20 protein-coding genes are annotated in these 24,457 nt (G+C 59.3%); 5 read left to right on the top strand and 15 right to left on the bottom strand.

Annotation, left to right across the window (positions count from 1 at the left end):
- Positions 1–16: 16 nt before the first annotated feature.
- From rfbD to mtnA, 13 genes are all read right to left on the bottom strand, one after another.
- The gene (gene rfbD, locus ACXR0M_RS17325; RefSeq protein WP_458833020.1) at positions 17–910 is read right to left on the bottom strand and encodes a dTDP-4-dehydrorhamnose reductase; all 894 of its coding nucleotides are present in this window, start codon (positions 908–910) and stop codon (positions 17–19) included.
- A complete protein-coding gene (rfbB, locus tag ACXR0M_RS17320; protein WP_458833019.1) occupies positions 907–1,983 on the bottom strand; it encodes a dTDP-glucose 4,6-dehydratase in 1,077 nt (358 codons plus the stop codon). Before rfbB ends, rfbD begins: the two co-directional genes overlap by 4 nt.
- 225 nt (positions 1,984–2,208) lie before the next feature.
- Entirely contained in the window at positions 2,209–2,448 is a 240-nt protein-coding gene (locus ACXR0M_RS17315; RefSeq protein WP_458833018.1) for a LapA family protein, read from the bottom strand.
- A 30-nt stretch (positions 2,449–2,478) separates the two neighbouring features.
- A complete protein-coding gene (ihfB, locus tag ACXR0M_RS17310) occupies positions 2,479–2,775 on the bottom strand; it encodes an integration host factor subunit beta (protein WP_003189779.1) in 297 nt (98 codons plus the stop codon).
- Between the two features lie 153 nt (positions 2,776–2,928).
- Entirely contained in the window at positions 2,929–3,207 is a 279-nt protein-coding gene (locus ACXR0M_RS17305; RefSeq protein ID WP_458833017.1) for a hypothetical protein, read from the bottom strand.
- 206 nt (positions 3,208–3,413) lie between these two features.
- Positions 3,414–5,096 (bottom strand): 30S ribosomal protein S1, encoded by a 1,683-nt coding sequence (gene rpsA, locus ACXR0M_RS17300; protein WP_095668626.1) that lies wholly within the window; start codon positions 5,094–5,096, stop codon positions 3,414–3,416.
- 119 nt (positions 5,097–5,215) lie between these two features.
- Complete coding sequence (gene cmk, locus ACXR0M_RS17295) at positions 5,216–5,905, bottom strand: (d)CMP kinase (RefSeq protein WP_015093983.1); 690 nt, start codon at positions 5,903–5,905, stop codon at positions 5,216–5,218.
- Positions 5,902–8,109, bottom strand: a complete 2,208-nt coding sequence (locus ACXR0M_RS17290; protein ID WP_458833140.1) for a bifunctional prephenate dehydrogenase/3-phosphoshikimate 1-carboxyvinyltransferase — start codon at positions 8,107–8,109, stop codon at positions 5,902–5,904. The genes cmk and ACXR0M_RS17290 overlap by 4 nt, the downstream gene beginning before the upstream one ends.
- 28 nt (positions 8,110–8,137) lie before the next feature.
- Positions 8,138–9,250, bottom strand: coding sequence for a histidinol-phosphate transaminase (gene hisC, locus ACXR0M_RS17285; protein ID WP_458833016.1), 1,113 nt, complete (start codon positions 9,248–9,250; stop codon positions 8,138–8,140).
- 12 nt (positions 9,251–9,262) lie between these two features.
- The gene (gene pheA / locus ACXR0M_RS17280; RefSeq protein ID WP_003226907.1) at positions 9,263–10,357 is read right to left on the bottom strand and encodes a prephenate dehydratase; all 1,095 of its coding nucleotides are present in this window, start codon (positions 10,355–10,357) and stop codon (positions 9,263–9,265) included.
- A complete protein-coding gene (serC, locus tag ACXR0M_RS17275) occupies positions 10,357–11,442 on the bottom strand; it encodes a 3-phosphoserine/phosphohydroxythreonine transaminase (protein WP_458833015.1) in 1,086 nt (361 codons plus the stop codon). The genes pheA and serC overlap by 1 nt, the downstream gene beginning before the upstream one ends.
- 223 nt (positions 11,443–11,665) lie before the next feature.
- The gene (gyrA, locus tag ACXR0M_RS17270) at positions 11,666–14,440 is read right to left on the bottom strand and encodes a DNA gyrase subunit A (protein WP_458833014.1); all 2,775 of its coding nucleotides are present in this window, start codon (positions 14,438–14,440) and stop codon (positions 11,666–11,668) included.
- Between the two features lie 435 nt (positions 14,441–14,875).
- Positions 14,876–15,952 carry an S-methyl-5-thioribose-1-phosphate isomerase gene (gene mtnA, locus ACXR0M_RS17265; RefSeq protein ID WP_458833013.1) on the bottom strand — a complete coding sequence of 359 codons (1,077 nt, stop codon included), beginning with the start codon at positions 15,950–15,952 and terminating at the stop codon, positions 14,876–14,878.
- Between the two features lie 108 nt (positions 15,953–16,060).
- Here mtnA and ACXR0M_RS17260 point away from each other — a divergent pair, with 108 nt between their 5' ends.
- The 5 genes from ACXR0M_RS17260 to ACXR0M_RS17240 all read left to right on the top strand — a co-directional run bounded on the left by ACXR0M_RS17260 (position 16,061) and on the right by ACXR0M_RS17240 (position 21,024).
- Positions 16,061–17,395 carry a TRZ/ATZ family hydrolase gene (locus ACXR0M_RS17260; protein WP_458833012.1) on the top strand — a complete coding sequence of 445 codons (1,335 nt, stop codon included), beginning with the start codon at positions 16,061–16,063 and terminating at the stop codon, positions 17,393–17,395.
- Between the two features lie 58 nt (positions 17,396–17,453).
- A complete protein-coding gene (ubiG, locus tag ACXR0M_RS17255; protein ID WP_047598712.1) occupies positions 17,454–18,152 on the top strand; it encodes a bifunctional 2-polyprenyl-6-hydroxyphenol methylase/3-demethylubiquinol 3-O-methyltransferase UbiG in 699 nt (232 codons plus the stop codon).
- Positions 18,153–18,156: 4 nt separating this feature from the next.
- A complete protein-coding gene (gene mupP / locus ACXR0M_RS17250; protein WP_458833011.1) occupies positions 18,157–18,828 on the top strand; it encodes an N-acetylmuramic acid 6-phosphate phosphatase MupP in 672 nt (223 codons plus the stop codon).
- A gap of 167 nt (positions 18,829–18,995) precedes the next feature.
- Entirely contained in the window at positions 18,996–19,736 is a 741-nt protein-coding gene (locus ACXR0M_RS17245; RefSeq protein WP_027612414.1) for a YciK family oxidoreductase, read from the top strand.
- Positions 19,737–20,097: 361 nt separating this feature from the next.
- Positions 20,098–21,024, top strand: coding sequence for a GGDEF domain-containing protein (locus ACXR0M_RS17240; RefSeq protein WP_458833010.1), 927 nt, complete (start codon positions 20,098–20,100; stop codon positions 21,022–21,024).
- A gap of 124 nt (positions 21,025–21,148) precedes the next feature.
- Here the strand turns inward: ACXR0M_RS17240 and ACXR0M_RS17235 are convergent, their stop codons facing one another.
- The gene (locus ACXR0M_RS17235; protein ID WP_458833009.1) at positions 21,149–21,910 is read right to left on the bottom strand and encodes a TenA family transcriptional regulator; all 762 of its coding nucleotides are present in this window, start codon (positions 21,908–21,910) and stop codon (positions 21,149–21,151) included.
- Positions 21,911–21,989: 79 nt separating this feature from the next.
- Positions 21,990–24,446, bottom strand: a complete 2,457-nt coding sequence (locus ACXR0M_RS17230; RefSeq protein WP_458833008.1) for an EAL domain-containing protein — start codon at positions 24,444–24,446, stop codon at positions 21,990–21,992.
- Between the last annotated feature and the right edge of the window lie 11 nt (positions 24,447–24,457).

Here is a 24,457-nt window from a genome sequence, read left to right as displayed (position 1 = left end):
TTCATTGTTAAATTACTCACTTCCCCAGAATCTCTGCGAGCACTCGGTCCAAACCTGCCTGCCACGATGGCAGGTGTATGGAAAAGCTCTTCCTGAGCTTGCGGGTATCCAGACGGGAGTTCATCGGACGGCGCGCAGGTGTAGGATAAGAACTGGAGGCAACGGGATTGACCATTGAAACAGCCAGTTCTTCACCACACTCCCGAGCAAAATCGAATATGTAATTGGCATAGGAATACCAAGTGGTCTCCCCGTCTGCCGCCAAATGATAAATACCCTTCAAGTCAGGATTTACCAAGGCTTTCTGGACCGCCAACACGGTAACATCAGCAATCAAATCGGCTGCCGTGGGCGCGCCCACCTGGTCGGATACGACATTCAGCTCTTCGCGCTCTCGGGCAAGTCGTAGCATTGTTTTCGCGAAATTATTGCCTCGCTGGGCATAGACCCAGCTCGTGCGAAGAATCAAATATTGGCATCCCGACTGAACAATTGCCTGCTCACCTGCCGCTTTGCTCAATCCATACTGATTCAATGGCGCAACTGCGTCAGTCTCTTTCCAGGGGTCAGAACCTTGACCGCTGAATACGTAATCTGTCGAGTAATGGACAAGCCAGGCGCTCAGAGCCTTCGCCTCTTGCGCCATGACCTCGCACGATTGAGCGTTTACGCGATCAACCTGCTCCTTATCTGACTCTGCTTTATCGACGGCCGTGTATGCCGCAGCGTTGACAATCAGATTCGGTTCGACTGCCCTTATTACCGAACGCAGCGCTTCGGCATCGGCGAGGTCAACCGCCAGCCCTTGAGCTGGATTATGCCCGTAGGCGACCAACTCTCCCAGCGGAGCGAGGGCTCGCTGCAACTCCCAACCAATTTGGCCATTTTTTCCAAGAAGTAGGATTTTCATGCTTTGGGGCAGCGGTCTGTGTAGTTTTGATCAATCCACTGTTGATAACTGCCGCTTTTGACATGCTCTACCCAGTCGGCGTTGTTCAGATACCACTCTACGGTCTTGCGAATACCGGTTTCGAAAGTCTCCTCCGGTGCCCAACCCAACTCACGCTGGATCTTGCTCGCGTCGATCGCGTACCGCTGATCGTGGCCAGGACGATCTTGCACATAGGTGATCAAACTTGCATGTGGTCGGTGACCGGAATCCGGACGCAGCTCATCCAGAAGGGCGCACAGGGTATGCACCACTTCGATATTCTGTTTCTCGTTGTGTCCGCCAATATTGTAGGTCTCACCGATGCTGCCTTCGGTTACAACCTTGTAGAGTGCGCGGGCATGATCTTCGACATACAACCAGTCGCGAACCTGGTCACCCTTGCCATAAACCGGCAGCGGCTTGCCTTCCAATGCGTTGAGGATGATTAGCGGGATCAGCTTTTCCGGGAAATGGCACGGGCCGTAGTTGTTGGAACAGTTGGTAACCAGTGTCGGCAGACCATAAGTGCGCGCCCAGGCCCGAACCAGATGATCGGAACTGGCTTTGCTGGCCGAATATGGCGAGCTTGGCTGATACGGCGTGGTTTCAGTAAACAGATCTTCAGGACCTTCCAGATCACCATAGACTTCGTCGGTGGAGATGTGATGGAAGCGGAAGGCGGCCTTGCGTGAGCCATCGAGGTGCATCCAATAATGGCGCGCCGCTTCCAGCAAGGTGTAGGTTCCAATGATATTGGTCTGGATGAATTCAGACGGACCGGAGATCGAACGGTCTACGTGCGATTCAGCGGCCAGGTGCATGACGGCGTCAGGCTGGTGTTCATTCAGAACGCGATCGATCTCGGCACGATCACAAATATCGACACGCTCGAACGCATAACGCGGGTTCTGACTGACTTCAGCCAGCGACTCAAGGTTACCGGCATATGTCAGCTTATCGACATTAACGACTGCATCAGTCGTATTGGAGATGATGTGACGAATGACTGCGGAGCCAATAAACCCGGCGCCGCCGGTGACGAGAATTTTCACGCGAAACCTTACCCTTGAGCTGCAGACAACGCCTAAGACGTGCGTTGTCGTAATCCATGAATTCAAGAGCCCATATGATGCGGCTCTTGTCAGAGTCAACCAGAGCGACCGGGGAAAAGGCCACTATCGAACAAGGGCAGTATTTTACAGCTTAATGAACGTTTTACTAATGGATATGAACAAGCAGCCATGCAAATTCGATGGACGCCCTGCGCAGAGAACGCCTCAAACCAGACGCTTACGCGAGACCCGGGACCATCGCCCCAGAAGCCAGCTCAAAAGCGGGCCAATCAGCATGCCGGCCAACAGGGCAAGAACCGTTATCACCGATACTGGCAACTGCGGCCCCGTCCAACCAAGAAACAACAACGATACCGTTTGCTGATTCTCGAGGACGAAAGCAAGTATCGCCAAGGTCAGCAGAAGAATGAAAATGCCAACCAACACGCGCTTGAGATTACGCATCAGCGGTTCCTTGATAATCAGCGATGAGGATCAAACCCCCTCCTCCTCTTCCTCATTCACCCGGTCACGCAATTCCTTGCCCGGCTTGAAATGCGGAACGAATTTACCGTCAAGGCTGACCGACTGACCGGTCTTCGGATTACGCCCTACGCGCGGCGCACGATAGTGCAGGGAAAAGCTGCCAAACCCACGGATCTCGATGCGATCACCAGTGGCCAGGCATTGGGACATTTGTTCAAGCATGGTCTTGATGGCCAGCTCCACATCCTTGGATGAGAGTAGCCCTTGATGGGTGACAATTCGTTCGATCAACTCCGACTTCGTCATATTTTTCCCTTCTTTTTCAAGCAGCTAGATCAGCGCTTGAAAGGTTTTAGCACGCCCGGAAGATTTTGAACAGCCCAGGGATTGACATATCTCTCTCGGCGCCAAAACGCCCGTTTTCAGGACACGAAAGCACCAAACCGGACCGGCGCGCACTTAACGACACATCACCAACATGGTTCGAGTGACGTAGCCCGCAGGATTGAAGCCAAACGGAAATTCATCCTCGTCCTTTGCGTCATCAGAGCGCGTAATCACCCTGTAACCGGCCCCCTTGCACTCCTTCGCCGCGCGCTTTTGGCACTTTTCCCAGCCGGATCCCAAGCCGGAGCAGTCGATCTCGATACCGCTGACGCCACGCACTGCATGCGTCTTCGCGCTTGTGGTACAGCCGGTCAACACCAACACCGCGATCAAAACTATAAATCTGTTCATCCACTTCCTTATGCCAGGCAACGCCCGACTACCGCACGACTAATACCCAGCTTAGTCGCGAATAGGCGATTGATCCGATTAAAGAAACAGACAACCCGGCACAGGGATTGGTTTCACCAGAAGCCCCATACACCCAAACCGTCGAGCTCAAATCGCAGGCACAAAAAAGGGCGACCGAAGTCGCCCTTTTCATGATCAAGCAGAACTTAGTTCTGTTTGGCCATTGCTTGCTTCAGCAGAGCAGCCATGGTGGTATCGGCTGGAGCTTCCTGAACGGAGTTCAGGCTCTGGATAGCTTCTTTCTCTTCAGCGTCGTCTTTCGACTTGATCGAGAGCTGGATTACGCGGCTCTTGCGGTCAACGCTGATGATTTTGGCTTCAACTTCCTGGCCTTCTTTCAGAACGTTGCGCGCATCTTCAACGCGGTCACGGCTGATTTCGGAGGCTTTCAGGGTCGCTTCGATGTCGTCAGCCAGAACGATGATGGCGCCTTTGGCGTCAACTTCTTTCACGGTGCCTTTAACGATAGCGCCTTTGTCGTTAACCGAGACGTACTCGGAGAACGGATCGCTTTCCAGTTGCTTGATGCCCAGGGAGATGCGCTCGCGCTCTGGGTCAACCGACAGGATGACGGTGTCCAGCTCGTCGCCCTTCTTGAAACGACGTACGGCTTCTTCGCCCACTTCGTTCCAGGAGATGTCGGACAGGTGAACCAGACCGTCGATGCCGCCGTCCAGACCAATGAAGATACCGAAATCGGTGATCGACTTGATGGTGCCGGAGATCTTGTCGCCCTTGTTGAACTGGCCAGAGAAGTCTTCCCATGGGTTCGACTTGCACTGCTTGATGCCCAGGGAGATACGACGACGCTCTTCGTCGATGTCCAGAACCATGACTTCCACTTCGTCGCCGACTTGTACGACTTTCGAAGGGTGGATGTTCTTGTTGGTCCAGTCCATTTCCGAAACGTGTACCAGACCTTCAACGCCTTCTTCCAGCTCAGCGAAGCAGCCGTAGTCGGTCAGGTTGGTGACGCGTGCGGTAACGCGAGTGCCTTCTGGGTAACGGGCTTTGATAGCAACCCATGGATCTTCACCCAGTTGCTTCAGGCCCAGGGAAACACGATTGCGCTCGCGATCGTATTTCAGAACCTTGACGTCGATCTCGTCACCAACGTTGACGATTTCGGAAGGATGCTTGATACGCTTCCACGCCATGTCGGTGATGTGCAGCAGGCCGTCCACGCCACCCAGATCGACGAATGCGCCGTAATCGGTGAGGTTTTTGACGATACCTTTGACTTGCTGGCCTTCCTGCAGGGATTCCAGCAGAGCTTCACGCTCGGCGGAGTTCTCGGCTTCCAGGACGCTGCGACGGGAAACGACAACGTTGTTGCGCTTCTGGTCCAGCTTGATGACCTTGAATTCCAGCTCTTTGCCTTCCAGGTGCGTGGTGTCGCGCACTGGACGGACGTCAACCAGGGAACCTGGCAGGAACGCACGGATGCCGTTAACGTCGACAGTGAAGCCGCCTTTAACCTTACCGTTGATAACGCCCTTGACCACTTCCTCAGCTGCGAAGGCCGCTTCCAGAACGATCCAGCATTCAGCGCGCTTGGCTTTTTCACGGGACAGCTTGGTTTCACCGAAACCGTCTTCAACCGAGTCCAGAGCAACGTGAACTTCGTCACCGACATTGATAGTCAGATCGCCAGCGTCGTTGTAGAACTGTTCCAGCGGGATGAGTGCTTCAGACTTCAGGCCAGCGTGAACGGTTACCCAGCGAGCCTGGTAATCGATATCAACGATAACACCGGTGATGATGGAGCCTGCCTGAAGGTTCAGGGTCTTTAGGCTTTCTTCAAAGAGTTCCGCAAAGCTTTCGCTCATTTTAATTCCTGTAGATGAGGGCGAAGAATACGCCCATCGCCACACCCCAGACGGTGTGGGTTAGTTTCATTTAAAAGAAGCGCTGCAGGACTATGACTGGTCCCCTGCGGCCTTCTTGGTCACCCGGCGATATCGCGAATGGCGATCTCGCTCATGATGCGTTCAAGCACCTGATCGATGGACAACTCCGTGGAATCCAGCTGTATCGCGTCGGCCGCCGGTTTGAGCGGGGCCACTGCGCGCTGGGTATCACGCTCGTCGCGTGCACGGATCTCATCTAGCAGACTCGACAGACTAACACCCTCGACTTTGCCCTTCAACTGCAAATATCGACGGCGCGCTCGTTCCTCGGCGCTGGCGGTGAGGAAAATCTTCAGCGGCGCATCGGGAAATACCACCGTGCCCATGTCCCGGCCGTCAGCCACAAGGCCCGGCGCTTCCTGGAAAGCACGCTGGCGCTGCAGCAGCGCCTCGCGTACCGCCGGCAACGCCGCAACCTGCGAAGCGCCGGAGCCGACGCTTTCGGTACGGATGACGTCGCTGACTTCATCGCCTTCCAGAATGATGCGCTGCAGCTGACCGTCGGTCGCCGCAATGAACTGCACATCCAGATGAGCGGCGAGCTTCTTCAGCAACTCTTCATTGGTCAGGTCGACACCATGATTGTGCGCGGCGAACGCCAACAGGCGATACAGCGCACCGGAATCCAGCAGGTTCCAGCCCAGACGCTTGGCCAGAATCCCGGCGACCGTGCCCTTGCCCGAACCGCTTGGCCCATCGATGGTGATGACCGGTGCAATGTTTTTCACGACTGAGCCTCTTGAGCTACACGAATACCGACCTGCGCACACAGCGCAAGGAAGTTCGGGAACGACGTCGCAACGTTGGCGCAATCATGGATGCGGATCGGTGCAGTGGCGCGCAGCGAAGCGACGCTGAAAGCCATGGCGATCCGGTGATCACCGTGACCATGCACTTCACCGCCACCGATCTGCCCGCCATCGATGATGATGCCGTCCGGAGTCGGCTGGCACTTGACGCCCAGCGCCAGCAAGCCGTCCGCCATCACTTGAATACGATCCGATTCCTTCACTCGCAGCTCTTCGGCGCCGGTCAGCACGGTGCGCCCTTCGGCACACGCTGCCGCCACGAACAGCACCGGGAACTCGTCGATGGCCAGCGGCACCAGCGCTTCCGGAATCTCGATACCCTTGAGTTTAGCTGCACGCACGCGCAAGTCAGCTACTGGCTCGCCGCCGACTTCACGCTGGTTTTCCAGAGTGATATCGGCGCCCATCAGACGCAGGATGTCGATGACGCCGGTACGGGTCGGGTTGATGCCGACGTGTTCCAGCACCAGCTCCGAACCTTCGGCGATCGACGCCGCCACCAGGAAGAAAGCCGAGGACGAGATGTCGCCCGGCACCTCAATGTGGGTCGCGGTCAGCTTGCCGCCGGACTCGACCGAGGCCGTGGCACCATCGACGCTCACCGGGTAGCCGAAACCACGCAGCATGCGCTCGGTGTGGTCGCGGGTCGGTGCCGGCTCGGTGACGGTGGTTTTGCCTTCCGCGTACAGACCGGCCAACAGCAGGCAGGACTTCACCTGCGCGCTGGCCATTGGCATGGTGTAGGTCAGGCCCTTGAGCTTGTGTCCGCCACGGATGGTCATCGGCGGACGGCCTTCAGCGGCGGTTTCGATCACCGCGCCCATGTCCCGCAGCGGATTGGCCACGCGGTTCATCGGACGCTTGGACAGCGAAGCATCGCCGGTCAGGGTGCTGTCGAAGTTCTGCGCCGCCAGCAGGCCGGACAGCAGACGCATCGAGGTACCGGAGTTGCCCAGGTAGATCGGGCCCGGCGCCGGTTTCAGACCATGCAGGCCGACGCCGTGAATGGTCACGCGACCGTGGTGCGGGCCTTCAATGACCACGCCCATGTCACGAAACGCCTGCAAGGTTGCCAGGGCGTCTTCGCCTTCGAGGAAACCTTCAACTTCGGTCACGCCTTCGGCCAGCGAGCCGAGCATGATCGAACGGTGGGAAATCGATTTGTCACCTGGTACGCGAATCCGACCGGACAGGCGGCCACCAGGTTGAGCCAGGAAAATCAGATCGTTGGAATTCATAGCGTCCACATAGGCCCTGCGGGCCAGGATTTTACTGAAATGCTCGCGGGCAACCCGGGCGCGCGTGAAGACGCCCAACAATTGGTGCCCATCCCCTGCATCGACCGCGTCGCGCAAGGCGTCGAGGTCGCTGCGAAATGTATCGAGTGTGCGCAGGACAGCCTCGCGGTTGGCGAGAAAGATGTCGTGCCACATCACCGGGTCGCTTCCGGCGATTCTTGTGAAATCGCGAAAACCGCCCGCAGCGTAACGGAAGATCTCAAGGTTTTCATTGCGTTTGGCCAACGAGTCGACCAGACCGAAGGCCAGCAGGTGCGGCAAATGACTGGTTGCAGCCAGCACTTCATCGTGACGCTCGACCTGCATGTGCTCGACGTCGGCGCCCAATTCGCGCCACAGACGATCGACCACCGCCAGCGCCGCCGGATCGGTTTGCGCAAGCGGCGTCAGAATCACCTTGTGCCGACGGAACAGCTCGGCATTCGACGCTTCCACCCCACTCTGCTCGGAGCCGGCAATCGGATGGCCCGGCACGAAACGCGCCGGCATGCCGCCGAACGCCTCGGTCGCCGCACGCACCACATTGCCTTTGGCGCTGCCGACATCGGTCAGAATCGCCGAGCCCAGATCCATGCTCGCCAGACGCGCGAGCACTTTCTCCATGGCCAGAATCGGCACCGCCAGCTGAATCACGTCGGCGCCCTGACAGGCAGCGATCAGGTCATCCTCGCAACGATCCACCACCCCCAACTCGACCGCCAGCTTGCGCGACTGCGGATCGAGATCGACCCCGACCACTTCGCGGCAGACACCGCTTTCGCGCAAGCCTTTGGCAAACGAACCACCGATCAACCCCAGACCGACCACCACCAGGCGACCGATCATAGGTGCAGCAGATTGCAGCGCAGTGACATCACCCACGAGGCAGAACCTTGCGCAGCGCTTCGAGGAAGCGGCTGTTTTCCGCTGGCAGACCGATGGTCACCCGCAGGTGGTTCGGCATACCGTAGTTGGCCACTGGACGCACGATCACACCTTCACGCAGCAAGCCCTGGAAAATCGGTGCTGCCACCTGACCGAGATCGACACAGATGAAGTTGCCCTTGGACTCGATCCAGCTCAGGCCCAACTCACGAAAACCTGCCTGCAGCTGTTGCATGCCGGACTCGTTGAGCTGACGGCTTTGCGCCAGATACTCGTCGTCCTTCAAGGCCGCACAGGCTGCAGCCAGGGCCAGGCTGTTGACATTGAACGGCTGGCGCACGCGGTTCAGCACGTCTGCCACAACAGCAGTGGACAGGCCATAACCCACACGCAGCGCTGCCAGGCCGTAGGCCTTGGAAAAGGTGCGCGACACCAGCAGGTTCGGATACGCCGCGAGGAAATCCAGACCGTCCGGCAGATCGCTGCCTTCGGCGTATTCGATGTACGCCTCGTCCAGTACCACCAGCACGTGCTCCGGTACGTCCTGCAGGAATTCGTCCAGCGCCTCGGCGCCGAACCAGGTACCGGTCGGGTTGTTCGGGTTGGCGATGAACACCACGCGGGTGTTGGCATCGATGGCTGCGAGCATCGCTGGCAGGTCATGCCCCCATCCCTTGGCCGGAACGACTTTGGCTTCGGCACCGACCGCCTGAGTGGCAATCGGGTATACGGCGAAAGCGTGCTCACTGAACACCGCGTTCAGGCCCGGCGCCAGATAGGCACGCGCCACCAGCTCGAGAATGTCGTTGGAACCGTTGCCCAAGGTGACCTGGTTCAGTTCGACACGGCATTGCTCGGCCAGCAGGGATTTCAGCGCGAAGCCGTTGCCGTCCGGATAGCGGGTCAGCTCGGCCAGCTCCTCGCGGATCGCCGCCAGGGCTTTCGGGCTGGCGCCCAGCGGGTTTTCGTTGCTCGCCAGTTTGACGATTTTGGCCGGATCCAGGTCCAGCTCGCGCGCCAGTTCGTCCACAGGCTTGCCCGGAACGTACGGCGAAAGTTGTTGCACGCCCGGCTGCGCCAGGGCGAGGAAGTTGCCACTCATTTGCTACCGCCCTTAGAGAACTGCTTTCGGGTAGGAACCCAGCACTTTGAGTGCTACTGCTTCCTGACTGATCTTTTCCAGCACACCCTTGATCAACGGATCACGGTGGTGGCCGACGAAGTCGATGAAGAACACGTAGGTCCATTTGCCGCTGCGCGACGGACGGGTTTCGATCCGGGTCAGGTCGATCCCGTTGTCATGGAACGGCACCAGCAGCTCGTGCAGCGCACCGGGCTTGTTGCTCATCGAGACGATGATCGAGGTCTTGTCGTCGCCGGTCGGCGGCACTTCCTGGTTGCCGATCATCAGGAAGCGCGTCGAGTTGTCCGGACGGTCTTCGATCTTCTCCGCCAGTCGGGTCAGACCATACAAACCTGCAGCCATATCGCCGGCAATCGCTGCCGAATTCCACTCGCCCTTGACCCGTTTCGCCGCTTCGGCGTTGCTCGACACCGCCACGCGCTCGACATTCGGGTAATGCGCATCCAGCCACTTGCGGCACTGCGCCAGCGACTGCGCGTGCGAGTAGATGCGGCTGATGCTGTCGGTCTTGGTGTTTTCCCCGACCAGCAGGTGATGGTGAATGCGCAGCTCGACTTCGCCGCAGATCACCATGTCGTGTTCGAGGAAGCTGTCGAGAGTGTGGTTGACCGCGCCCTCGGTGGAGTTCTCCACCGGGACCACGCCAAAATTCACCGCACCCGCCGCCACTTCGCGGAACACTTCGTCAATCGCCGCCATCGGCTTACTGATCACCGCGTGACCGAAGTGCTTCATCGCCGCGGCCTGGGTGAAGGTGCCTTCCGGGCCGAGGTACGCCACTTTCAGCGGCTGCTCGAGGGCCAGGCACGAGGACATGATTTCGCGGAACAGCCGCGCCATCTCTTCGTTGCCCAGCGGCCCCTGATTGCGCTCCATCACCCGCTTGAGCACCTGAGCTTCACGCTCGGGACGATAGAACACCGGCACTTCGCCTTCGGCCAGCGAGGCCATCTTTACGCGCGCGACTTCCTGGGCGCAGCGCGCACGCTCACTGATCAGCTCGAGGACCTTGCTGTCCAGAGCGTCGATGCGAACGCGCAGTGCCTTGAGTTCTTGCTCGGACATCAGCCGTGTTCCTTCTCGAATTCAGCCATGTACGCCACCAGCGCGTTGACCGCGTTGATGTCCACGGCGTTATAGATGGAGGCGCGCATGCCGCCCACAGAGCGGTGGCCCTTGAGGTTGAGCAGACCGCGTTCGTCGGCACCGGCGAGGAACGGCTTGTCCAGACGATCGTCAGCCAGACGGAACGGCACGTTCATCCACGAGCGGTCCGACTTGTTGATCGGGTTGCTGTAGAGGCCGCTGGCGTCGATGAAGTCATACAGCGTGCGCTGCTTGACGTCGTTGAGCCGGGCGATCGCTTCGACGCCGCCCTGCTCTTTCAGCCACTGGAACACCAGACCGGACAGGTACCAGGCCAGGGTCGGCGGCGTGTTGTACATCGAGCCGTTATCGGCCGCGACCTTGTAGTCGAGCATGGTCGGGCACAACGCACGGGCCTTGCCCAGCAGGTCTTCGCGAATGATGTTGACCACAATGCCGCTCGGGCCGATGTTCTTCTGCGCGCCGGCGTAGATCATGCCGAAACGCGAGATGTCGACCGGGCGCGAGAGGATGTCCGAGGACATGTCGGCCACCAGCGGCACGTCACCGGTTTCCGGAATCCACTGGAATTCCAGACCACCAATGGTTTCGTTCGGCGCGTAGTGAACGTAAGCGGCGTCTTTCGACAGATTCCACTCGTTCTGACCCGGGATGGCGAAATAGTCATAAGGCTTGGCGGTGGCGGCAACGTTGACGTGGCCATAGCGCGAGGCTTCTTCGATGGCTTTCTGCGACCAGATACCGGTGTCGATATAGTCGGCGCTGCCGCCTTCTGGCAACAGGTTCAGCGGGATCTGCGCAAACTGCTGGCTGGCGCCACCCTGCAGAAACAGCACCTTGTAGTTCGACGGGATATTCAGCAGATCACGCAGATCCTGCTCGGCCTGGGTGGCAATGGACACGAACTCATCGCTGCGATGGCTCATTTCCATGACCGACAGCCCCTTGCCATGCCAATCAAGGAGTTCACCCTGGGCACGTTGCAGGACAGCTTCAGGAAGCGCCGCAGGACCGGCACAGAAGTTATAGGCTCGCTTGCTCACATCCAATCTCGCTCTGATTTGGTGGTATCACATATCAGTCGGCGCCAGTCACATGTGGGAGCGGGCTTGCTCGCGAAGGCCGACTGACATTCAACAACGATGTCGCCTGATACTCCGCCTTCGCGAGCAAGCCCGCTCCCACAGGTTTCGTCATGGGCGCCGATGTTTCATACCGGACAAATAACAAGGGGGCGAATTTTCATCCGCCCCCTCGCTTGTCCGCTTATTCCTGCGGCTCTTCGTCAGCTGCGGCGTCGAGTTGCTGGTCGTCGCCAGCATCGTCGAGCACGGCACCGCCGTCGAATTCCTCGCCCTCTTCACCCTCAAGCTCATCACCCTCGACTTCCGAAGGCTCCTGAACCCGCTCCAGACCAACCAGGGTTTCATCCTTGGCCAGCTTGATCAGGGTCACGCCCTGAGTGTTACGACCGAGGCTCGATACTTCGTCGACACGGGTACGGACCAGGGTGCCCTGATCGGAAATCAGCATGATTTCTTCGCCATCCTGCACCTGAACCGCACCGACCAGACGGCCGTTACGCTCGTTGCTGACCATGGCGATCACGCCCTGGCCGCCACGCTTGTATTCAGGGAATTCGGTGATGGCTGTACGCTTGCCATAACCGCGCTCGGAAGCGGTAAGGATCTGGCTGCCTTCTTCCGGGATCAGCATGGAAATCAGCTTCTGCCCTTCCGGCAGACGCATGCCACGCACACCGCGAGCGGTACGGCCCATGGCACGCACTTCGGACTCTTTGAAGCGAGTCACTTTGCCACCGTCGGAGAACAGCATGATTTCCTGCTCGCCATCAGTGATGGCCGCGGAGATCAGAATGTCGCCTTCGTCCAGCTCCAGCGCGATCAGACCCACGCTGCGCTGACGGCTGAAGGCCACCAGCGGAGTTTTCTTCACGGTACCGTTGGCGGTCGACATGAAGATGAACGGCGCTTTCTTGCGGTCGGCAGCCTTGATACGCGCACGACGCTCTTCGTCGGTCTCGTTGCTGTTTTCGATTTCCTCTACGTCAACCTCGGCGCCTTCAGCCTCTTCTTCGTCAGCCTGACGCTTCATGGCTTCGAGATCGACTGGCAACATCGTGGTGATGTATTCGCCTTCGCTCAGCGGCAGCAGGTTGACCAGCGGACGACCACGGGCCGCGCGCGACGCTTCCGGAATTTCGTAGGTCTTGAGCCAGTACACCTTGCCCTTGCTGGAGAACAGCAGCAGCGTGGTGTGGCTGTTGGCAACCAGCAGGTGAGCGATGTAGTCCTCATCCTTGACGCCGGTCGCCGACTTGCCTTTGCCGCCACGACGCTGAGCCTGGTAGGCAGCCAGCGGCTGGGTCTTGGCGTAGCCACCGTGGGAAATGGTCACCACGCGCTCTTCTTCCGGGATCATGTCACCCAGGGTCAGGTCGAGACGCGCATCGAGGATTTCGGTGCGGCGCACGTCGCCGTATTCGGCGCGGATCACTTCCAGCTCTTCGCGGATCACTTCCATCAGGCGCACGGCGCTGTTGAGGATGCGGATCAGCTCGCCAATCTGGTTGAGGATCTCTTGGTACTCGGCCAGCAGCTTTTCGTGTTCCAGACCGGTCAGACGGTGCAGACGCAGTTCCAGAATGGCTTGCGCCTGCTCTGGCGACAGGAAGTACTTGCCTTCGCGCAGACCGTATTGCGGATCGAGGTTTTCCGGGCGGCACGAGTCGGCACCGGCACGTTCCACCATCGCGACCACCGCCGAGGATTCCCACGGGGTGCTGACCAGCGCTTCTTTCGCTTCCGACGGAGTCGGCGAGGCCTTGATCAGGGCGATCACCGGGTCGATGTTCGACAGGGCAACAGCCTGGCCTTCGAGGATGTGCCCACGCTCGCGGGCCTTGCGCAGTTCGAACACGGTACGGCGGGTGACCACTTCGCGACGGTGACGGACGAAGGCCTCCAGCAGATCCTTGAGGTTGAGGATGCGTGGGCGGCCATCGATCAGCGCGACGATGTTGATACCGAATACCGACTGCAGCTGGGTCTGGGCGTAGAGGTTGTTGAGGATCACCTCAGGCACTTCGCCGCGACGCAGTTCGATCACGACGCGCATACCGTCCTTGTCGGACTCGTCGCGCAGCTCGGTGATGCCTTCCAGTTTTTTCTCTTTGACCAGCTCGGCGATCTTCTCGATCAGACGCGCCTTGTTCAGCTGGTACGGCAGCTCGGTGATGACGATCTGCTGACGGCCACCGACCTTGTCGATGTCTTCGATGATCGAGCGCGCACGCATGTAAATGCGCCCGCGACCGGTGCGGTAGGCTTCGATGATGCCGGCGCGACCGTTGATGATCGCGGCAGTCGGGAAGTCCGGACCGGGGATGTATTGCATCAGCTCATCGACGGTCAGCTCGGGGTTGTCGATGAGGGCCAGGCAACCGTCGATGACTTCACCGAGGTTGTGCGGCGGAATGTTGGTCGCCATGCCCACGGCGATACCGCTGGAACCGTTGACCAGCAGGTTCGGCACGCGGGTCGGCATGACCGCCGGGATCAGTTCGGTGCCGTCGTAGTTCGGCACCCAGTCCACGGTTTCCTTGTGCAGGTCGGCCAGCAGTTCGTGCGCCAGCTTGGTCATGCGCACTTCGGTGTATCGCATCGCCGCGGCGTTGTCGCCGTCGACCGAACCGAAGTTGCCCTGACCGTCGACCAGCAGGTAGCGCAGGGAGAAAGGCTGAGCCATGCGGACGATGGTGTCGTACACCGCAATATCACCGTGCGGGTGATACTTACCGATCACGTCACCGACGACACGGGCAGATTTCTTGTACGGCTTGTTGAAGTCGTTGCCCAGCTCGCTCATCGCGAACAGTACGCGACGGTGCACGGGCTTGAGGCCATCGCGCGCATCCGGCAGTGCACGGCCGACGATTACGCTCATCGCGTAGTCGAGGTAGGACTGTTTCAGCTCGTCTTCGATATTGACCGGGAGGATTTCTTTGGCCAGTTCGCCCATGAGAAGCCTGATTCCTTTTTCTGGTGAAACTTCGTCATATCCATATGGGATGAACGAAGCTCGTCGGGGCAGGCCGAGTGCCGTGCGCCGACTTACGACAAATCAACAGATCGGACCGTGATTTGCGCAGTGAAGACAGCTCCTTGAAGCCGCCTCGGAAAACGCCGGATGTTATCACAAGAGCCGCCACGCACCTATCCCCCAGATGCGCATGGAGCATAGTTAGTTGACCGATGACAGGCGTAACGGGGACGAGAGAAGCTCTGAGCCACTGCGAACGCAGAAATGAGGGCTGAATTACCGATGTTTATTGACTTTCAGGGAGACGAATACCTGTAGGAGCTGCCGAAGGCTGCGATCTTTTGCTCTTGTCTTTTAAAAAACAGAATCAAAAGATCGCAGCCTTCGGCAGCTCCTACAGGGGGCGAATCGGGATCAATGCAGGCGCTTGCGGCACATCAACTGAGCCATTTTCGCCGTATCCGGACGCTCGACGATGCCCTTTTCGGTAACGATCGCATCGATCAGATCCGCCGGGGTCACGTCGAACACCGGGTTGAACGCCTCAACGTCGGCACCGACCCGCTTGCCGCCGACCTCAAGCAACTCGGCGCCGTCACGCTCCTCGATCGGAATGTCATCGCCGCTGGCCAGATGCATGTCGATGGTCGAACTCGGCGCCACCACCATGAAACGCACGCCGTGGTGCATGGCGTTGACCGCCAGTTGATAGGTGCCGATCTTGTTCGCCACGTCGCCGTTGGCGGTGATGCGGTCAGCGCCGACGATCACCCAGGTCACGCCTTTGGTTTTCATGATGTGCGCGGCGGCGGAGTCGGCATTGAGGGTCACCGGAATGCCTTCGTTGGCCAGTTCCCAGGCAGTCAGGCGCGAACCCTGCAGCCACGGCCGGGTTTCATCGGCGTAGACGCGCTCGACCATCCCTTCAAGATACGCCGCACGAATCACTCCCAACGCAGTACCGAAACCGCCAGTGGCCAGCGCGCCGGTATTACAGTGTGTGAGGATCGCCTGGGCATTGCCCTGATGCTTGCGGATCAGATCGACGCCGAGCTGAGCCATGGTCAGGTTGGCTTCGCGGTCGCTTTCATGAATGGCGATCGCCTCGGCTTCCAGCGCCACCAGCGGATCGGCATTGTCCTTCAGACGATCGAGGCGATCGTGCATGCGGTTCAACGCCCAGAACAGGTTCACCGCAGTCGGTCGCGAGTCGGCCAGCAGGGCGAAATCCTCTTCCAGCGCCGCGTACCAGTCGCCACCTTCAGCCACCCGGGCCCGCGCCGCCAGGACAATGCCATAAGCCGCACTGATGCCGATGGCCGGCGCACCGCGCACCACCATCGAACGAATCGCCTCAGCCACGCCGGCGGCGCTGGTGTAGGCGATCCAGTTTTCCTCGAACGGCAAAATGCGCTGATCCAGCAGGTGGAGCGCGCCATCTCGCCAGTCGATGGCCTTTACTTTCTCCGCAGCCAACAGTCGATCGCGCATCCCTCACCCCGCACTCATGAACAAAAGCCGCCGATTATAGCGATCCCCCCGCGAAGACGCTCGGGTATACTTCGCCATCCTTTACAAAAGCACTGGAACCGACCCTCGATGCCGAAACCTGCCATTGCGCTCGACTTATTATTGCTGCCGACCTGGCTGGTACCCGTCGAACCCGCTGGCGTCGTGCTCAAGGAGCACGGCCTGGGCATTCGCGACGGGCGCATCGTGTTTATCGGCCCACGCGCCGAAGCGCTGAAGTGTAACGCCAGCGAAACCCGCGAACTGCCGGACGTGCTGCTGGCCCCGGGCCTGATCAACGCCCACGGTCACGCGGCGATGACCCTGTTCCGTGGTCTGGCCGACGATCTGCCGCTGATGACCTGGCTGGAAAACCACATCTGGCCGGCCGAGGCCAAGTGGGTCGATGAAGCGTTCGTCCGCGACGGCACTGATCTGGCCATCGCCGAACAGATCAAAGGTGGCATCACCTGTTTCTCTGACATGTATTTCTTCCCGAAGGTCGCCAGCGAGCGCGTGCACAACAGCGGTATCCGTGCGCAGATCGCGATTCCGATCCTCGACTTCCCGATTCCCGGCGCCGCCAGTGCCGATGAAGCCATTCGTCAGGGCGTCGAGCTATTCGGCGATCTCAAGCATCACGAGCGGATCAAAATCACTTTCGGCCCGCACGCGCCCTACACCGTGGGTGACGAGAATCTGGAAAAAATCCGCGTGATCGCCGAAGAGCTGGACGCGTCGATCCACATGCATGTGCATGAAACGGCGTTCGAAGTGCAGCAAGCCGTCGAACAGCGCGGCGAGCGGCCACTGGCGCGTCTCGGCCGGCTGGGCCTGCTCGGTCCACGCTTCCAGGCCGTGCACATGACCCAGATCAGCGATGACGACCTCGCGTTGCTGGTAGAAAGCAACACCAGCGTGATCCACTGCCCGGAATCCAACCTCAAGCTGGCCAGCGGTTTCTGCCCGGTAGAACGTCTGTGGCAAGCCGGGGTCAACGTGGCCGTTGGCACCGATGGCGCGGCGAGCAACAACGATCTCGACCTGCTCGGCGAAACCCGTACCGCCGCCCTGCTGGCCAAAGCCGTCGCCGGCTCGGCCACGGCGCTGGACGCTCACCGCGCGCTGCGCATGGCCACGCTCAATGGCGCGCGGGCACTGGGGATCGATGCGCAGGTCGGCTCGCTGGAGCTGGGCAAGGCGGCCGACATCGTCGCCTTCGACCTGTCCGGCCTGGCCCAGCAACCGGTCTACGACCCGGTTTCGCAGCTTATATATGCCACCGGCCGCGATTGCGTGAAACACCTGTGGGTCGCCGGCAAACAGTTACTCGACGACCGGCGCCTGACCCGTCTGGACGAACAACAGCTCGGGGCCACCGCCCGGGCCTGGGGCCAGCGTATCAGCGGCCACACCGAATCGTGAAAACCGCGGAGCAGACTCCGCGGCTACAGCCTTTTTCAAGTTTTTCGAGGATTAGATCATGAGCAACGTCGACCACGCCGAAATCGCCAAATTCGAAGCCCTGGCCCATCGCTGGTGGGACCGCGAAAGCGAGTTCAAACCGCTGCACGACATCAACCCGCTGCGCGTCAACTGGATTGACGAGCGGGTCAATCTGGCCGGCAAGAAAGTCCTCGACGTCGGTTGCGGCGGCGGCATCCTCAGCGAAGCCATGGCTCAACGCGGCGCTACCGTGATGGGCATCGACATGGGCGAAGCGCCACTGGCGGTCGCGCAACTGCATCAGCTGGAATCCGGCGTCAGCGTCGAATACCGGCAAATCACCGCCGAAGCCCTGGCCGAAGAAATGCCTGAGCAGTTCGACGTCGTCACTTGCCTGGAAATGCTTGAGCACGTGCCGGATCCATCCTCGGTGATCCGTGCCTGCTACCGCATGGTCAAGCCGGGCGGCCAGGTGTTCTTCTCGACCATCAACCGCAACCCGAAGGCCTACCTGTTCGCCATCATCGGCGCCGAATACATTATGAAGCTACTGCCGCGCGGCACCCACGACTTCAAGAAATTCATCCGCCCGTCCGAGCTGGGCGCCTGGAGCCGCATCGCCGGCCTGACCGTCAAGGACATCATCGGCCTGACCTACAACCCGCTGACCAAGCACTACAAGCTGGCCAACGACGTTGACGTCAACTACATGATCCAGACCCTGCGCGAGGAGTAAGCCGATGGCCATCAGAGCAGTCCTTTTCGACATGGACGGCACCCTGCTCGACACCGCGCCGGACTTCATCGCCATCTGTCAGGCGATGCGCGCGGATCGTGGCTTGCCGCCGATGAACGACCAGCACATCCGTGACGAGATTTCCGGCGGCGCGAAAGCCATGGTTGCCGTGACCTTTTCGATGGACCCGGAATCGCCGGGCTTCGAGGAACTGCGTCTGGAGTTTCTCGAGCGCTATCTGGTCGGTTGCGCGGTGCACAGCAAGCTGTTCGACGGCATGGGCGAACTGCTCGCCGACATCGAAAAGGCCAACCTGATCTGGGGCGTCGTGACCAACAAGCCGGTGCGCTTCGCCGAGCCGATCATGCAACAGCTGGGACTGGCCGAGCGCTCGGCGCTGCTGATCTGCCCGGATCACGTGAAAAACAGCAAGCCGGACCCGGAGCCATTAATCCTTGCATGCAAGATGCTTGATCTGGATCCGTCGACGGTTCTGTTTGTCGGCGATGATCTGCGCGATATCGAGTCGGGCCGCGATGCCGGGACCAAGACCTGCGCCGTGACCTATGGCTATATCCACCCCGACGACAACCCTAGGCACTGGGGCGCGGATGTGGTGGTGGATCATCCACTGGAATTGCGCAAGGTGCTCGACAGCGCGCTGTGCAGCTGCTGAAACGCACCTTGTAGCGAGGGGATTTATCCCCGATGGGTTGCGAAGCAACCCCCGCATTCTTTCAGGTCGATTCGACATGCAGGTTTTACGACTGCTTCGCAGCCGGTCGGGGATAAATCCCCTCACCACAGGGAAGCAGGTCTTCATGAATGGATTGTGAGGTTTTTATGTTTGATTACACCGCTCGTCCCGAATTGCTCAAGGATCGGGTCATTCTGGTCACCGGTGCCGGTCGTGGCATCGGCGCGGCTGCCGCGAAAACCTACGCCGCCCACGGCGCCACCGTGCTCCTGCTGGGCAAGACCGAGGCCAATCTGACCCAGGTCTACGACGAGATCGAAGCGGCGGGGCATCCGCAACCGGCGGTGATTCCGTTCAACCTCGAAACCGCCCTGCCCCATCAATACGATGAGCTGGCAGCGATGATCGAGAGCGAGTTCGGCCACCTCGACGGCCTGTTGCACAACGCCTCGATCATTGGTCCGCGCACGCCGATCGAACAACTGTCGGGCGAAAACTTCATGCGCGTCATGCAGGTCAACGTCAACGCCATGTTCATGCTGACCAGCACGCTGTTGCCGCTGCTCAAGTTGTCGCAGGATGCCTCGGTGGTGTTCACCTCCAGCAGCGTCGGGCGCAAGGGCCGGGCCTATTGGGGCGCCTACGGTGTATCGAAGTTCGCCACCGAAGGCCTGATGCAAACCCTGGCCGATGAAGTCGACGGCGTCGCGCCCGTTCGCTCCAACTCCATCAACCCCGGCGGCACCCGCACCAGCATGCGCGCCCAGGCCTATCCGGGGGAAAATCCGCTGAACAATCCGACCCCGGAAGAGATCATGCCGGTCTACCTGTACCTGATGGGCCCGGACAGCGCCGGCATCAACGGTCAGGCCTTCAACGCGCAATAACTGCCATACGTCGCTTTTGTTGCCGCGGCGGATTACCGTCGCGGCAGGCAATTGCCGCCCGCCGCCGTCACGTTTCAGTCAAATACCCGCCAATCGCCCCCAAAGCAAAAAGCCATGCCATTGATTCATAACGTGTTTATTTTGCATGAACCGAATGGCATGACTTTCGCTCTAACTTTCTTCAAAGCATGCCGTGTGAAAGCACTGGGGCCAGGCCGATTTCGATAGCTGACTCATCGTCATCAGGCAGACTAAACTTACGCCAAACGTCCTACGGGACTGATGGATCAGTATGACGCGCAGCCCATAGCCGCTCTCACCCAGCCTGTAAGACAGCTTACTGCTTAGGGGCTCACGCCATATGAAATCACCCTCCCAGACCAATGCAATTGACTTTGACAGTGCCAAATTGCAACGCCTGGGCTTTGGTCAGTTGCCTGCCCTGCTGGAACGCCCGGTCAGTCTGGCGCAACTGCGTCAGCAACTGAGCCTGCAGCTGCAAACCAGTCTCGAGCCACAACGAATCCTGGGTCTGTTTTTCCGCGAAGTGCAGCGTCTGGTGCCGCTGGATGCCCTGAACTACGTGCATTCGGCCAGCGACCTGCGCCTGGAGTTCGGCGCTCGCGGTCACCATTCGGTCAGCTACAGCCTCAGCCACGAAGGCGAGCACCTTGGCGAACTGGTGTTCCGCCGCAACCAGCGCTTCAGCGAACGGGATCTGGGCAACCTCGAGTCGTTGCTGTCGGCGCTGCTGTTCCCGATGCGCAATGCCCTGCTCTACCGAGCGGCGACACAGAGCGCGTTGCGCGACCCGTTGACCGGTACTGGTAACCGCGTTGCCATGGAACAGACCCTGCAACGCGAGATCGACATGTCCCGTCGGCACCTGCAACCGTTGTCGGTGCTGATGCTCGATATCGACCATTTCAAACGGGTCAATGACAGTCACGGCCACAGCGCCGGGGATGACGTACTCAAAGCGGTGGCGGCGTCGATCAAAGGCCAGCTGCGCAATGTCGACATGGTGTTTCGTTATGGTGGGGAAGAGTTTCTGATCCTGCTGTCGAACACCAGTCGCGAAGCGGCGGCGATGGTCGGCGAGCGTTTACGCCATGCCGCGCAAACCACGGAATATTTCGCTGACGGCCAGCTGATCGATCTGACGGTCAGCCTCGGCTGCTCGACCCTGTTGCCGGGGGAATCGGCCGACAGCTTGCTGCGCCGCGCCGACAGCGCGCTGTATGTGGCCAAGCGTGAGGGGCGTAATCGTCTGGCGATGGCGGGCTGATCCCTTTCAGGCAACAGAAACAAATGTGGGAGCGGGCTTGCTCGCGAATGCGATCTGACATTCAACAATGAGTTGACTGACACGCCGCTTTCGCGAGCAAGCCCGCTCCCACATCGATTTTTCCTTAGCTCTCGACGACTACCCTGCGCTCTCGATTAACCAGCAAGCGCTCCGAAGTCTCTAGCTGCATGCAGCGCTCAAGAAACAGATACATGTAGTCGTAGCTCTTGCACACCGCCTGACGCAGCTCGGCCTGCAGCGCCTGACTCGGGTTCATCCCCGCCAGCGTGCAGATGATTTCCAGCGCTTCCCACGGATGAGCATCGTCATATTGGGCGTGCATCTTCAGCCACTTCATCGCGCGCTTGCGCTCCTCTTCCGGGAACGCCGCGGCGTACACACCGGTAGAGCAGACCAGCGCCGACCACTCCCCGGTCGCACCCTCGATCGCATAGTTAGTGGCGGCAATCGCGACGATCAGTGAGTCCGCCGAACTGGTGTGCCAACACCAATGACTCAGCGCGTGCAACTCGGGTGGCACTTGCTGGGCCTGCAGATCCTCAAGGCTGACGCCATGCGCGCGGCTCCAGTTCAGCCAGTAGTCGGCATGGTTGAGTTCGACGCGAATGTTGCGCATCAGCCAGCGTCGCGCCATATCCTCCCCAGGATGGCGGGCAAACTTGGTCTTGGTCAGGTTCTGCGCCATATACAACGCAAACTGTTCAACGACCGGCCAGCCGCCGATCAAATACTGACGCATGGTTTTGGCGCTGAGCTTGTTATCGCGCATGCGCAGGTACAGTTCATGTTCGACAACCCGGCGCTTGCTCTCGCTGCAGTCCTGAATGAGCTGTTGTGCCCAGGCTGGATAACTTGCAGCTTCCATGAGTGGTCCGGTTCGGTTGAATGTGTCGATCACTGTTCGGCTCCTTTTGATTTGTGATTGTAAGGATCGGCAAGAGCTTTCAACGGAACGTGCCAGGCGCCTTGAACAACAACGGCTGCGGTCTGGCGGGCCGACTTTGCAAACTGTCACAGGTAAACAATTGTGGGCGCTCGATGACATAACCCTGAGCGTAATCCACGCCGATTTCAAGCAAGGCCTGCTCGATCTGCGGTGTTTCTACAAACTCGGCAATTGTCTGCTTACCCATGACATGTCCGATGTGATTGATCACTTCGACCATTGCACGGTTAATCGGGTCGTCCAGCATATCCTTTACGAAACTCCCGTCGATCTTCAGGAAGTCTACAGGCAAATGTTTCAAATAAGCGAATGAAGACATTCCGGCACAAAAGTCGTCCAGCGAGAAGTAACAACCTAAGCCTTTGAGTTCATTAATAAATCGTATTGCGCTACCGAGATTGGCAATGGCACTGGTCTCGGTAATTTCAAAACAAATCATTTCAGGTGGTATGGCGTAACTAACAAACTGCTCACGCAGGAAGTTCAAGAAAGCGTCATCTCCGATAGTAATGCCTGAAAGATTAATCGCACACATGGCTAAAGGTGTTTGATGTTCTTCGGCAATACATTGCGCAATAACTTTGAAAACGTTTTGCACGACCCAACGATCCAGCGATGACATCAACCCGTAACGTTCTGCCGCGGGAATGAAGCTGTCCGGCAAGATCATGCGTCCCGCCTCATCATGCAGACGCAGGAGGATTTCAATGTGCGCGCCGCTCTCGGCACGCCCCAGCGGGGCGATCTCCTGGGCGTACAGGACGAAACGGTTTTCCTCCAACGCCACGTGCAGACGCTGAACCCAGGCCATCTCGCCGAAGCGCATGGACAGTTCCGAGTCATCGGCGTGATAGACCTGAACCCGATTGCGCCCCTTCTCTTTGGCCATGTAGCAGGCCATGTCTGCCGCCCGCAGCGAGGCTTCGAGGGTGGCCGGGGTTTGCGTGACATGTACCAGGCCGATGCTGACCGTGGTCAGAAAGGGTCGCCCCTTCCACACAAAATGCAGGTTCTGCACAGTCTGCCGCAGGCTTTCGGCGATCTTCTCGGCAGCGTCCGGAGCGCAGTTCTCCAGAAGGATGCCGAATTCGTCGCCGCCCAGCCGCGCCAGGGTATCGCCCTCGCGCAGACCCGATTGCAACAGCGCACAGATATGCCGCAACAGCTCATCACCTGCGGCATGTCCACAGGTGTCATTGACCAGCTTGAACTGGTCCAGATCGAGGAACATCAACGCATGCCGACCCGGCTGCCGCGCCAGATTGTGCAGCGCCTGCTCAAGGCGATATTCGAACTCACGGCGGTTGGCCAGACCGGTCAGCGCATCGTGGGTGGCCTGCCAGGACAGGTTGGCAATGTATTGCCGCTCTTGCGTCATGTCGTGCAGCACCAATACCGCGCCACTGAGCTTGCCGGCATTGCGAATCGGCGCACCGACCAGTGTCACCGACACCGTGCTGCCATCCAGACGCTGGATCAGCTTGGAATGCTCGCTGCTGCCACTGAGCTTGCCGCTCAAGACATGTTCGATCAGGCTCGCGCCCTCGCCCGGCTCGTTGTCATCGAGCAGATTGAACAACGCCGCCAGCGGCAGACCGGCAGCCTGTTCGGCCTTCCAGTGGGTCAAGGCCTCGGCGGCGGGGTTCATGTAATCGATCGCGCCACTGACGTCTGTAGTGATCACCCCATCGCCGATCGAATGCAGGGTGATGTGCGCGCGATCCTTTTCCAGTTGCAGCGCCATGGCAAAGGCATGTCGCTGCCGGAGCAGTTTGTGGGTACGCAGCAGCGCCAGCACAATCAGCCCCAGCGCGGTAGCGAGGTTGGTCAGCAACAAGAAGCGCATCACCAACCGTGAACCTTCGCCCAAGGCATCACTGAAGGCTTTGGCGGCGGGCGTCACACTGTCGTTGATCTCGAAGATCTGTTTTTTCCAGCGCCGGATATCGGCGTCGCTGGCCGCGTTGCTGCTGATCAGTTGATGCATTTGCCGGGCGACGTCATCCAGCTCGACCAGATAGCTGTCCCCCAGCGTCCAGCGGTCGATGGCGGTTGCCAGATAGCTGACATGACGAAAATTGAGATACAGCCAGATCAGGCTGGGGACATCATCCGGATGATTGCCGCCCTTGAGAATGCCGGCGCGCGCGGCCGGCAGATCCGGAGGCTGGCGGTCAAGCGCCAGGCGCAGTTCGTGGCCACCCTGCGGCACGGCGATCGCCTGCTGATACTTGAGGAAAATCGTCTCATCGCGACTGTCCGCATACAGATTGAGGTAATAGATGGCGTCCTTCTGGCCCTTGGACCAAAGACTCTCGCCCGCCACATAGCCGCGTACGGCCGACAGCACATAAAGACTGACCCCGCCCAATAAGGCTTGAAACAGCACTACCGCAATAAAAGGCCAGACAATCCCCAGCAGTCGAGGCGTTCCGAGAGTTGGCGGTTGATTCATGAGTCTCCCTG

The sequence above is a fragment of the Pseudomonas sp. Eth.TT006 genome (assembly GCF_054456575.1).
Note: the sequence above shows the minus strand (reverse complement) of the source record. Positions and strands in the feature narration are given on the sequence as shown.

Coding starts and splice junctions, on each gene's coding strand:
- rfbD (WP_458833020.1), bottom strand. CDS start 910: ATGAAAATCCTACTTCTTGGAAAAAATGGCCAAATTGGTTGGGAGTTG.
- ACXR0M_RS17315 (WP_458833018.1), bottom strand. CDS start 2,448: ATGCGTAATCTCAAGCGCGTGTTGGTTGGCATTTTCATTCTTCTGCTG.
- ihfB (WP_003189779.1), bottom strand. CDS start 2,775: ATGACGAAGTCGGAGTTGATCGAACGAATTGTCACCCATCAAGGGCTA.
- ACXR0M_RS17305 (WP_458833017.1), bottom strand. CDS start 3,207: ATGAACAGATTTATAGTTTTGATCGCGGTGTTGGTGTTGACCGGCTGT.
- rpsA (WP_095668626.1), bottom strand. CDS start 5,096: ATGAGCGAAAGCTTTGCGGAACTCTTTGAAGAAAGCCTAAAGACCCTG.
- ACXR0M_RS17290 (WP_458833140.1), bottom strand. CDS start 8,109: ATGATCGGTCGCCTGGTGGTGGTCGGTCTGGGGTTGATCGGTGGTTCG.
- hisC (WP_458833016.1), bottom strand. CDS start 9,250: ATGAGTGGCAACTTCCTCGCCCTGGCGCAGCCGGGCGTGCAACAACTT.
- pheA (WP_003226907.1), bottom strand. CDS start 10,357: ATGTCCGAGCAAGAACTCAAGGCACTGCGCGTTCGCATCGACGCTCTG.
- gyrA (WP_458833014.1), bottom strand. CDS start 14,440: ATGGGCGAACTGGCCAAAGAAATCCTCCCGGTCAATATCGAAGACGAG.
- mtnA (WP_458833013.1), bottom strand. CDS start 15,952: ATGCGCGATCGACTGTTGGCTGCGGAGAAAGTAAAGGCCATCGACTGG.
- ACXR0M_RS17260 (WP_458833012.1), top strand. CDS start 16,061: ATGCCGAAACCTGCCATTGCGCTCGACTTATTATTGCTGCCGACCTGG.
- ubiG (WP_047598712.1), top strand. CDS start 17,454: ATGAGCAACGTCGACCACGCCGAAATCGCCAAATTCGAAGCCCTGGCC.
- mupP (WP_458833011.1), top strand. CDS start 18,157: ATGGCCATCAGAGCAGTCCTTTTCGACATGGACGGCACCCTGCTCGAC.
- ACXR0M_RS17245 (WP_027612414.1), top strand. CDS start 18,996: ATGTTTGATTACACCGCTCGTCCCGAATTGCTCAAGGATCGGGTCATT.
- ACXR0M_RS17240 (WP_458833010.1), top strand. CDS start 20,098: ATGAAATCACCCTCCCAGACCAATGCAATTGACTTTGACAGTGCCAAA.
- ACXR0M_RS17235 (WP_458833009.1), bottom strand. CDS start 21,910: ATGGAAGCTGCAAGTTATCCAGCCTGGGCACAACAGCTCATTCAGGAC.
- ACXR0M_RS17230 (WP_458833008.1), bottom strand. CDS start 24,446: ATGAATCAACCGCCAACTCTCGGAACGCCTCGACTGCTGGGGATTGTC.